Origin of the sequence: Streptomyces sp. NPDC001068, assembly GCF_042897315.1 — a bacterium.
Taxonomy (GTDB): domain Bacteria; phylum Actinomycetota; class Actinomycetes; order Streptomycetales; family Streptomycetaceae; genus Streptomyces.
This window is the reverse complement of sequence record NZ_JBIAYD010000022.1, coordinates 62,980-75,790: the sequence shown is the minus strand read 5'-3', so window position 1 is coordinate 75,790 and position 12,811 is coordinate 62,980. Positions and strand designations below refer to the sequence as shown.

The 12,811-nt window shown below is 70.1% G+C and carries 12 protein-coding genes and 1 pseudogene; 9 read left to right on the top strand and 4 right to left on the bottom strand.

Annotation, left to right across the window (positions count from 1 at the left end; all coding sequences use genetic code 11):
* Positions 1-20 precede the first annotated feature (20 nt).
* The 7 genes from ACFY3I_RS40765 (at position 21) to ACFY3I_RS40735 (ending at position 7,240) form a co-directional block, all read left to right on the top strand.
* Positions 21-887 carry a carbohydrate ABC transporter permease gene (locus ACFY3I_RS40765; protein WP_390866022.1) on the top strand — a complete coding sequence of 289 codons (867 nt, stop codon included), beginning with the start codon at positions 21-23 and terminating at the stop codon, positions 885-887.
* A 17-nt stretch (positions 888-904) separates the two neighbouring features.
* Positions 905-2,110 (top strand): ROK family protein, encoded by a 1,206-nt coding sequence (locus ACFY3I_RS40760; RefSeq protein WP_390865998.1) that lies wholly within the window; start codon positions 905-907, stop codon positions 2,108-2,110.
* A gap of 110 nt (positions 2,111-2,220) precedes the next feature.
* Positions 2,221-3,114: a Gfo/Idh/MocA family protein gene (locus ACFY3I_RS40755; RefSeq protein ID WP_390865997.1), complete on the top strand. Its 894-nt coding sequence runs from the start codon at positions 2,221-2,223 to the stop codon at positions 3,112-3,114.
* A gap of 464 nt (positions 3,115-3,578) precedes the next feature.
* Positions 3,579-4,217 carry an RNA polymerase sigma factor gene (locus ACFY3I_RS40750; RefSeq protein ID WP_390865996.1) on the top strand — a complete coding sequence of 213 codons (639 nt, stop codon included), beginning with the start codon at positions 3,579-3,581 and terminating at the stop codon, positions 4,215-4,217.
* Positions 4,214-5,272 carry a CU044_5270 family protein gene (locus ACFY3I_RS40745; RefSeq protein ID WP_390865995.1) on the top strand — a complete coding sequence of 353 codons (1,059 nt, stop codon included), beginning with the start codon at positions 4,214-4,216 and terminating at the stop codon, positions 5,270-5,272. The genes ACFY3I_RS40750 and ACFY3I_RS40745 overlap by 4 nt, the downstream gene beginning before the upstream one ends.
* 373 nt (positions 5,273-5,645) lie before the next feature.
* Positions 5,646-6,251: a TetR/AcrR family transcriptional regulator gene (locus ACFY3I_RS40740; RefSeq protein WP_390865994.1), complete on the top strand. Its 606-nt coding sequence runs from the start codon at positions 5,646-5,648 to the stop codon at positions 6,249-6,251.
* A 44-nt stretch (positions 6,252-6,295) separates the two neighbouring features.
* Entirely contained in the window at positions 6,296-7,240 is a 945-nt protein-coding gene (locus ACFY3I_RS40735; RefSeq protein ID WP_390866021.1) for a DMT family transporter, read from the top strand.
* 50 nt (positions 7,241-7,290) lie between these two features.
* Here the strand turns inward: ACFY3I_RS40735 and ACFY3I_RS40730 are convergent.
* The 4 genes and pseudogenes from ACFY3I_RS40730 to ACFY3I_RS40715 all read right to left on the bottom strand — a co-directional run.
* Positions 7,291-7,928: pseudogene (locus ACFY3I_RS40730) on the bottom strand (Tn3 family transposase); the annotation flags it as partial.
* Between the two features lie 119 nt (positions 7,929-8,047).
* Positions 8,048-8,899, bottom strand: a complete 852-nt coding sequence (locus ACFY3I_RS40725) for a methyltransferase domain-containing protein (RefSeq protein WP_390865993.1) — start codon at positions 8,897-8,899, stop codon at positions 8,048-8,050.
* 322 nt (positions 8,900-9,221) lie between these two features.
* Positions 9,222-10,052: an arylamine N-acetyltransferase gene (locus tag ACFY3I_RS40720; RefSeq protein WP_390865992.1), complete on the bottom strand. Its 831-nt coding sequence runs from the start codon at positions 10,050-10,052 to the stop codon at positions 9,222-9,224.
* 136 nt (positions 10,053-10,188) lie between these two features.
* Positions 10,189-10,809, bottom strand: coding sequence for a TetR/AcrR family transcriptional regulator (locus tag ACFY3I_RS40715; RefSeq protein WP_390865991.1), 621 nt, complete (start codon positions 10,807-10,809; stop codon positions 10,189-10,191).
* A gap of 123 nt (positions 10,810-10,932) precedes the next feature.
* Here ACFY3I_RS40715 and ACFY3I_RS40710 point away from each other — a divergent pair, with 123 nt between their 5' ends.
* Both ACFY3I_RS40710 and ACFY3I_RS40705 read left to right on the top strand, forming a co-directional pair.
* Entirely contained in the window at positions 10,933-11,874 is a 942-nt protein-coding gene (locus tag ACFY3I_RS40710; RefSeq protein ID WP_390865990.1) for an amidohydrolase family protein, read from the top strand.
* A gap of 39 nt (positions 11,875-11,913) precedes the next feature.
* Positions 11,914-12,798: an alpha/beta hydrolase fold domain-containing protein gene (locus ACFY3I_RS40705; RefSeq protein ID WP_390865989.1), complete on the top strand. Its 885-nt coding sequence runs from the start codon at positions 11,914-11,916 to the stop codon at positions 12,796-12,798.
* The last annotated feature ends 13 nt before the right edge of the window (positions 12,799-12,811 follow it).

Here is a 12,811-nt window from a genome sequence, read left to right as displayed (position 1 = left end):
CCGCGACCGCAAGGCCCGCCCTGACCCGGGCCCGCTTCGAGGACAAGTTCTTCGGGGTCCTGCGCTGGGTCGTCATCGCGTTCCTCGCGGTGATCACCATCCTGCCCTTCTACTACATGGTGCTGCTGTCCCTGAAGCCCATCGACTCGCTGCTCCTCGACCCGGGCTCGCTGTGGGTCTCGACGAAGGACTTCACACTCACCACCTACCGGGACGTGCTGCGGCCCACCTCCGACGGCGGCCAGGGCTTCCTGAACTTCCTGATCAACTCCGCGCTCGTGTCGTTCGGCACGGTCGTGCTGACACTGCTCGCCGCGGTGCCCGGCGCCTACGCCGTCAGCCGGCTGAAGTTCTTCGGCCACCGCCAGATCAGCGCGCTCTTCCTCGCCGTCTACCTCTTCCCCTCGACCCTGCTCGCCGTCCCGCTCTTCGTGATCTTCGCCAAGATCGGCCTGTCCTCCAGCCTCATGGGTCTGGCCGTCGTCTACATCGCGCAGACCGTTCCGGTGTCGATCTACATGCTGCGCAACTACCTGGTGACCATCCCCGCCTCCATCGAGGAGGCGGCAGCCATCGACGGAGCCAGCAGACTCCAGACCATCCGCAAGGTCATCCTGCCGCTCGCCCTGCCGTCCCTGATGGCGACCGGACTGTACGTCTTCATGATCGCCTGGAACGAGTTCCTGTTCGCTCTGCTGTTCCTGGCGGCCAACCCCGACCGGTGGACCGTGTCCCTCGGACTGTCCCAGCTGTCCAACGGCGTCGAGGTGCCCAAGACGATCCTCATGGCCGGATCGGTGGTCCTCACCATCCCCGTGGTAGTTCTGTTCTTCGCCGCCGAACGGATGCTCACCGAGGGCCTGACCAGCGGCGCGGACAAAAGCTGACATCAAGGGGGAAAACCATGATCACGCCGAGCCAGGTCAGCGCAGGCGGACTGCTCCAGATCATCCGCAGCGGCCGGGCCAACACCCGTGCGGACCTGCAGCGCGTCACCGGGCTGTCCCGCTCGACCATCGGAGCGCGGCTCGACCTGCTGGGCGGCGTGGGCTGGCTGCGGCATGTCTCCGGAACCTCCACCGGAGGCAGGCCGTCCAGTCGGATCGAGTTCGACCCGGGCCACGCCTGCGTCATCGCCGTCGACCTCGACACCCGTCACGCCCGCGTAGCCGTGCTCGACCTGGCCGGCACCGTCCTGGCCGAGACCACCGCACCGCTGGACATCACCGACGGACCCGAGGCGGTCCTGGACCGGCTCGCCACCTGGCTCCCCGATCTGCTCACCCGGGCCGGCACAACCCCGGCCCGGGTGGCGGGCATCGGGCTGTCCGTGCCGGGGCCGGTCGAATGGGAGTCGGGCCGCGTGATCGAACCCCCCATCATGCCGGGCTGGGACCGCTACCCCGTGCGGGAACGTCTCCAGCGCGCCTACGCCGAACACGTGCACGACGAACGCGCCGACGGCCGGCCCGTGCCCGTCTTCGTCGACAACGACGCCAACCTGATGGCACTCTCCGAGCAGCAGGCCGGCCACCGCGACTGCTCGGCCTTCGTCCTGGTCAAGGTGTCCACCGGCATCGGCGCCGGCGTCGTCATCGGCGGCGAGGTGTTCCGCGGCGTCGACGGCGGTGCCGGCGACATCGGGCACATCCGGCTGCACGACCGCCCGGACGCCCTGTGCATGTGCGGCGGCTACGGCTGCCTCGCGGCCGTGGCCAGCGGCCGGGCCATCGCCCGGGAACTGTCCGCGCTCGGCCTGGACACCGCCTCCGGCCAGGACGTCAGGCAACTCCTCGGCGAGGGCCACCCCGACGCCAACCGCCTCACCCGGGAGGCCGGACGCCGGGTCGGCGAGGTACTCGTCACCGTCGTCACACTGCTCAACCCCGGCGTGCTCATGCTCGCCGGCGACCTGTCCAGCGTCCCCTTCATGACCGGGGTGCGCGAACTGCTCTACCAGCGCGCCATGCCCCGCGCCACAGCCAACCTCCAGGTCCTCACCTCCCACCTCGGCGACCACGCCGGCCTGCTCGGGGCGGGAGCGATGGTCGTCGAATGCCTCTACTCTCCCGCGAGCGCCGACGCCCGGCTGGCCCACCTGACACGGTGACGTCACCGCCGAAACCGAACCGCCACATCGGCGGGCCCTCGCCGAACTGGCCCGCTGACCGGGTCTCGCCGGAGCCCGCCGAACTCCGCACAGACAGGAAGCCGCCTACCATGAACGCCACAGCAACCGGCTGGAGCGATGAACCCGTCGCCGTCGGGCTCGTCGGCGCCGGCCCCTGGGCCCGCACCATGCACGCCCGCGTCCTGGCCGCCGGCCCCGAGACCCGCCTGACCGCCGTATGGGCCCGCCGCCAGGAAGCGGCCCGCGAGACCGCCGCCCCCTACGGCGCGCACGCTGCCGCCGAGTTCGAGGAACTGCTCGACCACTGCGAGGCGGTGGCCTTCGCCGTCCCGCCGGCGGTCCAGGCCGAGCTCGCCCCGCTGGCCGCGAAGCGGGGCAAGGCCCTGCTTCTGGAGAAACCACTCGGCCCCGACGTGACGGCGGCCCGGCGTGTGGCCGACGCGATCGCCGAGGCAGGTGTCATCTCTCAGCTCGTCCTCACCAAGCGCTACCACCCCACCACCCGGGCCTTTCTGGACGCGGCCCGCGGGCTCGACATCTCCGGTGCCCGCTCCCACTACCTCCACGGTGCTTTCCTGGGAGGGGAGTTCGCCACCGGCTGGCGCCTGGAACACGGCGCGCTGCTCGACCTCGGCCCGCATCTGCTGGACCTCCTGGACGCCGCCGTCGGCCCGATCACCTCGATCCGCGGCACCGGCGATCCACGCCGCTGGATCGAACTGACCTGCGAACACGCCAACGGCGCGGTCAGCCAGGCGTCCCTGTCCGGCGCGGTCCAGGTCCCCAAGGCCCTCACCCGAGTCGAACTCTTCGGCGCGCAGAAGCCGTTGTCCTACGACACGGCCGGCATCGACCACGAGGAATGCTGGCCGATCCTGCGCCGCGAGTTCGCCACCGCGGTCCGCACCGGCGTCCCCACGGAACTCGACGCCCACCGCGGCCTGTACCTCCAGACCCTCCTGGACCAGGCAGTACCCGCCTGAACGACCGAGCACCCGACCGCCTGGCCAGTGCTCGGGTGCTCAGGTGGCCAAGTGGGCCGTCGCCACAGTGACAGCCCCAGAAGACCTGGTCGATGAACCGCCCGTGGTCGTTGCGTAGAGTCGCGGTGACCCGGTTGAGGAACAGGTGAGGGTTGGCGGTGGCGGGCCATGTCCGGTGGCGGTGGGCGAGGCAGGTATCCAGGCGGTCGGCCACCGCGCGGGGCGAGGGGTTTGTGGCGGCCGCCGACGCTGAGGTGCCGCCGATTGGCCGGGGGCCGGTGTCGTAGTCGGTGGTGAGGTGCTGCGACGACATCTCGGGGCGCTGCCGACCGAAGTCGGCGGCGAACGGGCCGCGTGAGGCCTCTCATTGAGAAGTCCCACCGGGACGCCGTAGTCCTGCTGTGCCTCATCTGACTGTGATCCACCTCACGGGAACTGGCCCCGTGTATGCGACAGGTACGTGCGTGAAGCAATCCTTGCGAGTTCGTCTGCGAGCCGGCGATCCCGAAGCCTTCCGCCAGCTGTACCAGGAACTGGGCCAGGCGATCTACGCGCACGCCTACCGCGCCACGGGCGACTGGTCGGCCGCCGAGGACGCCGTGTCACTGACCTTCCTCGAGGTGTGGCGCCTGCGGGGGCGGCTGGAGGACGGCGACGAGAGCGTCCGCCCCTGGGTCTACGGCATCGCCACCAACGTCCTGCGCAACCGCGGCCGCGCAGCGCGCAGACACCAGCAGACCCTGGCCCGCTTCCCCGCACCCGAGAGCGTCCCGGATTTCGCCGACGAGATCGCCGAGCGCATCGACGACACCGACAGACTCGCGGCCGCCAGAGCGGCGGTGTCCAGGCTGCGCCGCTCGGACCGCGACGTGTTCATGCTGTGCGTCTGGTCTGACCTCAGCTACGCCGAGGCCGCCGAAGCTCTCGGCATCCCGGTCGGTACCGTCCGCTCCCGCCTGTCACGCGCACGGGCACGTCTGCTCAAACTGACCGAACAGGAACTCAATCGCGCCGGAAAAAGGATGGAACCGCCCGCACCCGTCCGACAGATACAGGGCGACCGCGGACCCGCGGTCCGGTCGACACAGGAGAAAGCCCGATGAATGCTTCCCAGCATGGTGACGAGGCCGAGCGCCAGGAGTTGTCCCACCTGCTCCCGCGCCCCGGCACACCGGGTATCTCCCCCGCCCGGTCTCAACGTCTTGAGGAATATCTGATGCAGGAGGTCACCCGGACCGGCACGCAGACGCAGCCGTCTCCCGCGGCCAGGCGCGGCATGCCGCGTTGGAGCCTGATCGCCGCGCCTGCCGCCGCTCTGGTCGCTGCGGCGGTCGCGGTCAGCGTCACCGGGACCGGCACGGGGCCCGCTGACGACAGTGTGGCGATGGCGTCGGTCATCACGGTGCAGCCCGCCTCGGCCCACGGTGCCGCGGAATTCCTGAGCCAGGTCGCGGACGCCGCGAGCAGGCAGAAGACCCCGTCCGTGGGCGCCCACCAGTTCATCTACGTCAAGAGCAAGGTCGGCTTCACCCACCAGGTCAAGCAGCGCACCATCGGCGGCGCGGGCAAGCTCGACGCCGTCCACCAGCGCGAGGTGTGGCTGGCCGCCGACCCCTCCAAGAACGGCCTCATCCACGAGGGCGGCCAAAACATCACCATCCACAACAGCGGCGCCGGCGTGATCAACCCCGATGCAGGGTCGGAGCCTCCGGCGCCGGGTACGATCCCGCAGATCGCCCAGCTGTCCACGGACCCCGACACACTGCTGAAGCAGATCTACTCCGCAACCCGCGGTCAGGCCCCCGGCAAGGACGCGGCCGCCTTCGACTGGGTCGGCGAGACCGTGTCCGAGTCGATCGTCCCCGCAGACGTGGCCTCCGCCATCTGGCGGGCCGCCGCGAAGATCCCCGGTGTTGTCCTCGTCAAGGACTCCGTCGACGCGGCCGGCCGGCACGGCGAGGCCGTCGCCCACGTCTCGGACGGCGAACGCACCGAATACATCTTCGACCGCAACACCCACCTGTTCCTCGGAGAACGCAGCTACCTCATCAAGGACACCCCGATGGGCGAGGCAGGCATGCTCACCGGCACCAGCGCAGTCCTCTCCCGCGCAGTCGTGAACAAGATGGGCGACCTGCCCGCAGGCGCCCGCGCCTGACCCCCGCACCACCTCACCGCTGACAACCACTCAGCTGCCAGGCGGACCCGTTTCCCCACCGGTCCGGTGCCGACCGGGCGGACGAACTGGTGGAGATGCCGCGGAACGACCAGGCGATCCAGACCGCGGACACCCTGATACGCGCAGCGCCGTGGTCGACCAGCTCGAAGCGCCCACGAGGCGCCCGCGGCCGCGTCGTACGGGCAGGCCCTCGTTGGTGCCGATGATGCCGCCCTCGCGGATGAACTCCGCGAGGGCTGCAAAGCAATGGAAGACGAGCCGGCCGCCGGGGGTGGTGATGTCGAGGTTGCTCGGCGACCGTCACGGTTCCACTGATATTCTAGGTAGACCTACCTACCTAATTTGGACTGTGATGAGCGCGGCTGATGTGAGCACGGCCGGGACCGGGCGGCGGCGTCGCGCCCGCCAGCGTCTGCTGGAGGCGGCAGCCCGTCGCTTCTACGCGGATGGGGTCGCTGCGACCGGCATCGACACGATCACCGCCGAGGCCGGCGTGGCGAAGATGAGCCTCTACAACAACTTCTCCTCCAAGGCCGACCTGGTCCGCGCCTACCTGGACGCCCGGCACGAGGAGTGGCTCGGCCTGTACCAGGCCCGGCTGGAGGGCGCCGGCGGACCGCGCGAGGGGGTGCTGGCCGTCTTTGACGCGTACGCCGATCACGCGGCCTTCGCCTACGAGCATGGCTTCCGCGGCTGCGGCCTGCTCAACGCCGCCGCCGAGCTCCCGGCCGGCGACGAGGGCCGGACCGTGGTCCGCGCCCACAAGGAGGAGGTCGAGCAGCTGATCGCCGGTCACCTTGAGCAGCTCCTGCCAGGCCGTCCCGACGAAGCGCACGCGACCGCCGAGCACCTGTCCTTTCTCCTGGAGGGGGCGATGGTCCGTGCCGGCCTGGAAGGCGAAGGCGACCGTGTCCAGCACGCCCGCTCGATGGCTGCGGCGCTGCTGGACCGGCTGTGAGCCGCGTCGCCCGCGGCCGGTCCGCGGGCGTCGGGGCCCTGTGCGTGCTCGCCGCTTCCGTCCTGTGGGGTACGACGGGCACGGCCGCCACGCTCGCTCCCGGCGTGGGCCCGCTCGCGATCGGGGCCGCCGCGATGGGCCTCGGCGGACTGCTCCAGGCCCTCATAGCGGCACCGCAGATCAGCCGCCACGCAGCCCGGCTGCACGACCAGCGCGGCACGGTCCTGCTCGGCGCCACCTCAGTGGCGGTCTATCCCCTGGCGTTCTACAGCTCCATGCACCTGGCCGGAGTCGCCGTCGGCACGGTCGTGTCGATCGGTGCCGCTCCACTGGCATCCGCGGTGATCGAACGCGTCATGGACGGTCACCGGCTCACGCGCCGCTGGATGCTCGCAGCCGCCCTCGGCCTGTTGGGCACCATCCTGCTCTGCGTCGCCGAGGCCTCCCATGCGACCGGCAGTACCGGGCACGGGTCCGTGGCGACCACGCTGCTTGGTATCGGCCTCGGCCTTGTCGCCGCTGCCACGTACGCCCTCTACTCCTGGGCCGCGCACCGGCTTATCACCCGCCAGGTCCCCGCCCGGGCGGCGATGGGCGCCGTCTTCGGACTCGGGGGCCTGCTCCTCCTGCCCGTCCTCCTCACCACGGGCGCCCCTCTCCTCGCATCCTGGTCCAACGCCGCCGTAGGCGCCTACATGGCTCTTGTCCCCATGTTCGCCGGATACGTGCTCTTCGGCTGGGGTCTCACCCACGTACCTGCCAGCACCGCCACCACCCTGTCCCTGCTCGAACCGGCCGTCGCCGCCCTACTCGCCGTCCTGGTCGTCGGCGAACGCCTCCCCGCCGCCGGATGGATGGGTATCGCCCTCGTCATCGCCTGTCTCGCCGTACTCACCGCCCCCACTGCCACCCTCCGCGGCTCTCGCCGGCAGCTGCGCAACACCCTGACCCACGGCAGCAAGGCCCGCGTGACCAGCCACGCTGACTGACCGTCGGCCGTCGCGCCCCAGTGTTCGGCGCCGTCGCCTTCGTCGGGATTCGGGTCCCGCAAAGGACGTAGGCCTCGGCCGGGGCCGCGGGCCTTGATGTTGAACAGGTAACGGCCCAGGAAGTTGACGTGCCGGTCCTTGAGCGGGGAGAGCCGGGCGACGTCCTCGTCCTTGATCTCGTGGCCCTCTGCGCGGAGCTGGGCCGCGTCGAGGTAGCGGGTGTTCCACAGCACTACGGCGTCGAGCACCAGGCCGAGGGCGGCCAGCTGTGGTGGCATTCAAGCAGGAACATCCGGAGCAGGTCGTGGGCCCGGACCTGATTGGTGATGAGCGACCCGGCGACGCGTCGCATGTCCGGCCGGTGCGTGGCGATCGCTCGAGGTTCACCTTGTTGCGGGCGACGGCCTCCAGCGGCCCGTACCCGGAGGCCGGCGCCTCGCCGTCGGGCGGGTCGGCCCGCCAGAACCTTTGATCCGCGAGGTCACGGAAGCTCGCGGCGAACCGGAAGCCGAGCATCTTGTACAGGCACAAGGCCATGTCCGAGTACCAGGCGTTGTCGGTCGCAACCCATCCCCGGCTTCACGACACCGTCGAGGTTCAGCAGCGTGTCCAGCGGCTCGAGGCTGTCACCCGGGGTACCACGGACGACCTTCGCACCGATCTCCGCGACCTGGTCGTTGACCGCGTTTCCTGGCCGAAGCCATCACCGCCCCGAGGTCAGCCCGAAGTGCGCACTGACCGGCGGCGGCTGGTACTCGCCCTGCGCCCACTGATCGTCGGTCAGTAGGCGCATGCGCCCGCTCGTGGTCACCGAGGCTGGTAGGCGGTGGCCAGCACGGAGACGGTGACCTCATCGGGCAGGAGACCTTCATCGTTGAGGTCTGCACGGCTCATGTGGCGTGCGCTTGGTGTCATCGCCACCAGATCCAAGGCGTCCAGCCTGGTCAAGGGCGCGGTGTACTCCACTTGTTCGGTGACGGTGCTCTCGAAGAATGGGGCCAGCGCCCGGTGCAGGCGCTGTTCCTTGGCCGGGTCGATCGTGACCATCGCAGGCAGCCGGTCACGAAGCTCGGCCAGGTGCCGCTCGGTGGGACGGACCACGATCAGCCGACCGGCCGGCCGGAGCACGCGATGGAACTCGGCCGGGTTGCGTGGGGCGAACACGTCCAGCACGACATCGGCCACCCCGTCGGCGAGCGGAAAGGGACGGAAGATGTCCCAGGCCACCGCTGCGGCTCGGTCGTGGGCTCGGGCTGCCGAGCGCAGTGCGCGCACCGACGTGTCCAGTCCCAGACCACGGGCGCCGGGCAGCCGGTCGAGTACGCCGGCCAGGTAGTAGCCCGTGCCACACCCCACGTCCACGACCGTGGCCTGCTCAGAGACGGCGTCGGCCGCCAGGCGGGCCCCGACGTCGCGGATGGGCACGTAGATACCGGTGGACAGGAAGCGGTTCCGGGCTTGGACCATGGCCGTGTCATCGCCGCTGGTGGCACGGGTGCCCGTCAGCAGGCCGGCGTAGCCGTGGCGGGCGATGTCGAAGGTGTGGCCCACCGGGCAGCGCAGTGCGCCGCGGCCGGGATGCAGGTGGCGCGTGCGGCACGTTGGGCAGCGCAGCAGGTCGAGGGACAGTTCGAGGGCAGGGGGAAGCGACATGGGCACGAGGCACTCCTGGCAACGGTGAGGGGAAGAGACCGTGCCTGCGCGCGCTCGGAGCGTCACTGCCTCAGGGACGACGGGGCAGCGTCGGGAGCGTGGTTCATGCGACAGGCACGCCAAGGAGGGCGACGCCGTCCGGCATCGCCCTCAACTCTTCCGATCACAGGAAGCAGCAGTGCGGGGTGCTCATGAATGCCACGTCATGAGTCTACGAGCATCGGGCGCCTCCCATGCCTCACCGAAGTCGAGAGACACGTCCTAGTTCGCCGGGCGGGCGAACCCGCCCCACAACCGGCCGAGTTGAGCCCGCGCGCACGGGTGCTGGTCAGCCCAGCATTCTGAGACCCTCCGGCACGGCGATCCCGAACTCCTCGTTCACCACGCGCCGCGCCTCGGCCTCATCGGCGAGGGTGCGCTTGTTCACCGAGCCGTCGGCGTGAGTCTCGACCAGAACAGCGCCATCGAGAGCGAGGTGCCGCTCGGGAGTAGTCCGCTGGAGGTAGGGGCGTCGCGTGAAGGGCGAGCGTGGGTTGGTGGCGACGTGCCAGTTGAACACTTCGAAATCGGAGGCGGCGAACGGTTCCAGGGTGAACGCGTACTGGCTCGCCCAGTCCCCCGTGGCGAAGTCGTAGGCCTGGAGCGCCCACAGTTCCAGGGGGCCGTCGTGCGGCAGGCGCACAAACCGGTGTCGTCGGCCCGCACCGTCGTACTCCTCGCCCAGGATCAGCGGGACCGGCTCCAGAAGCGCCCCGGCCGCGCCGAAGCCGACGTCGGCCAGATAGGACTGCGGGTCACCGGGCACGGTCACCCGCAGCATCATGTGCGTGCGGGGCCTGCTCTCCACGCTCGGCGCTCCGAGCACGACCCGGCCGGCCAGCCCGGTCACGGTCAGGCCGAGCCCCTCCAGGGCCAGCCGCAGGAGGGTGTTGTGCTCGTAGCAGTAGCCCCCACGTCGTCCCCGGACCAGTTTGGCGATCAGGTCTCCGGGGGCGAGGGAGGGAGCGGTGCCGGTGAGCGGCTCCAGGTTCTCGAATGGCAGGGACAAGGCGTGGGCCAGGTGCACTGACCGCAGGGTCGCAAGGCCGGCGCGCCTGGCTCCGTCCCATCCGATGCGTTCCAGATAGGCGTCGAGGTCGAACGGCTCGTTGTCGTACATGCCACGAACGTATGCGAGGTCGAGGTGCCCCTGCCTCGGCCGTCGGACGGGGGTTCGCCTACTTCAGTAGTCGTACGCCCCGCGCCGAGTTCTGCTGAGCGATCACCTGCGGGCCCGACGACTCGGTGACCCGAGGTCAGCGGGTCTGTTCGTAGGTGACGCCGAGGATCGTGCCCAGCTGGTCGAGCAGGAGCGCGTGCACGGCTGCGGGCGAAGGGGGGGTCTGGCCGATGGCGCTGGGGATGATGAGACCGGCCAGAGTGGCCAGCACGTAGTCCGCGATGTCTTCCGCGGTGTAGCGGGAAGTGGTGAACACGCCCTGGGCGGCTCCGTCCTGGATGGCCTGGACGAACGGGTTCCGGTAGCGGGTCTGGACGTCGCTGCTTGCCTGCCGCAGTTCGTCGTCCCGGATCGCTGTGTGCCAGAACTCTACGAGGGCCATGTGGGTCGGTCGGGGTGTGTGCAGGGACCGGTCGAGCAGTGCGACAAGGCGCTGCCAGGGACCGGGCTCGGATGCGGCCACCTTCTCGAGTTCGGCGACTTCCCGCGCGGTCAGGCGCAGCAGTGCCTCGATGAGCATGTCTTCGCGGGAGCCGAAGTAGTTCTGCAGGGTGCTGATGGCGATCCCGCTCGCTTCGGCGATGTCGAGGAAGCGTGTTCCTTCGAATCCCCTGGTCGCGAGTACGTCCAGCACCACGTCCAGCGTCGCCTCTCGCCGGGCTCCGCCCGCTCGCCGGCGTCTCCTGCCTTCCACCATGTCCATACGGTACAGCGGACCGTTCAGGGTCAGGGATTCACTATCCGGTATGGCTGTACCGGTTTTTCATACGTACAGGTGTACGGTGGAGAAAGATGGTCCGGAGCTCGAACGGAGAGACCCATGCGCGTCGACGTGCACGCCCACTACTTCCCAGCCGACTACCTCGATCTGCTCACAGCCCACGGCTCGCGGCATACCGACATAGCCCGGATCCCCTGCGCGGGTGACGCCGAGGGGGACATCGACGCGCGGCTGCGCATGATGGACACGGCAGGTGTCGACCTGCAGATCCTGTCGGCGGCCCCGCAGATGCCCTACCTGGAGGACGCGGGGAACGCCGTGGAGGCCGCGCGCTTCGTCAACGACCGCTACGCCGAGCTGGTCGCCGCACACCCCGGCCGCTTCGCCGCTCTGGCGGCCGCACCCCTCCCCCACACCGACGAAGCGGTCAAGGAGACCGTGCGGGCCCTGGACGACCTGGGCTTCGCCGGCGCAGCCGTCAGTACGACCGTCCTGGGACGCACTCTGGGTGACCCGTCCTTCGAGGCGTACTGGGCAGCCCTCGACGATCGCTCCGCCCCCGTCTTCGTCCACGCCGCGGGCCGCGACCTGGACTCACCCCAGATCGCCGACCACGGGCTGACCTGGATCGTGGGCGCGCCCTTCGAGGACGCCGTCGGCGTGCTGCACCTGCTGCGCGCCGGCGTCCCCACGCGCTACCCGCGCATCAAGTTCGTCGTCCCCCACCTCGGCGGCGGGCTGTCGTTCCTGCTCCAGCGGATCGACGACAACTATCTGCACTACCACGAGGCCTTTCCCGCTCTTCCCAGCACCCTGTTGCGACGGATGTGGTTCGACACGGTGGGAGCCCACGCACCCGCCCTGCGCGAAGCCATCGACTCCTTCGGCGCCGACCGCATCGTGCTGGGCAGCGACTACCCCTACTTCCAGGGCGACCTGTACACCCGCGCCGTCCGGTACGTCAGCGAGGCGGATCTGCCCGCCGAACAGGTCCGCGCAGTGCTGGAGGACAACGTCCGCGCCGTGTTCGACCGCTTGTGACACCTCTCCGCACTCCGGGAGAACGCCATGAACCGTGCCATGCGACAGGCACACGCGCTGCTGGCGCGCCTAGCCACCGAGAGCGGCACCGACGTCGCGCAACAACGCGCCGCCTACGTGCAGTGGACACGCCAGTTCCCCACCCCACCGGGCACCGTCACCAAGCCGCTGGGCTTCGCGGACGGAACATGGGTCAGCGCACCCGGGCCCGAACCCCAACGCGTCGTGCTGCACCTGCACGGCGGCGCCTACCGTCTCGGCTCGCCGGACACCCATCTCGAAACAGCCGCACGGATCGCGGCAGCCGCACACGCGCGCGTGGCACTACTCGACTACCCCCTCGCGCCAGAGCACCCCTTCCCAGCCGCCCTGGACGCCGCGCAGAGCGCCTGCACGGCCCTTCTCGGCGCCACCTCCCCCGGCTGCCTCGCCATCACCGGCGAGTCGGCCGGCGGCGGCCTGGCCCTGGCCACCCTGCTCAGACTCCGAGACCAAAAGCATCCGCTGCCAGCCTGCGCGGCGGTCCTCTCCCCTTGGGTGGACCTGCGCGTCGGCTCGCCCTCCATGGCCGAACGCGCCCACCGCGACCCCTTCCTCACCCAGGCACAACTGCAGACCGCCGCCGCCGAGTACCTCGCAGACGCCGGCCCCGGAAACCCCTACGCCTCACCCCTGCTGGGTGACCTCAGCGGCCTGCCACCCCTGCTGGTGCAGGTCGGCACCGAGGAAATCCTCCACGACGAAGCGCTCGCCCTCCACCGGCGCGCCGAACAGGCAGGCGTGGACTCACAACTGATGATCTTCCCCGGCGCACCCCACATCTGGCAGCACTTCGCCTCCTTCCTGCCCCAGGCCCAGCAGGCGATCTCAGCCGTCGGCAACCACGTACGCCACCACACCCACCCCCTCTCGACCACGCCATGAACAACCAGCCGGT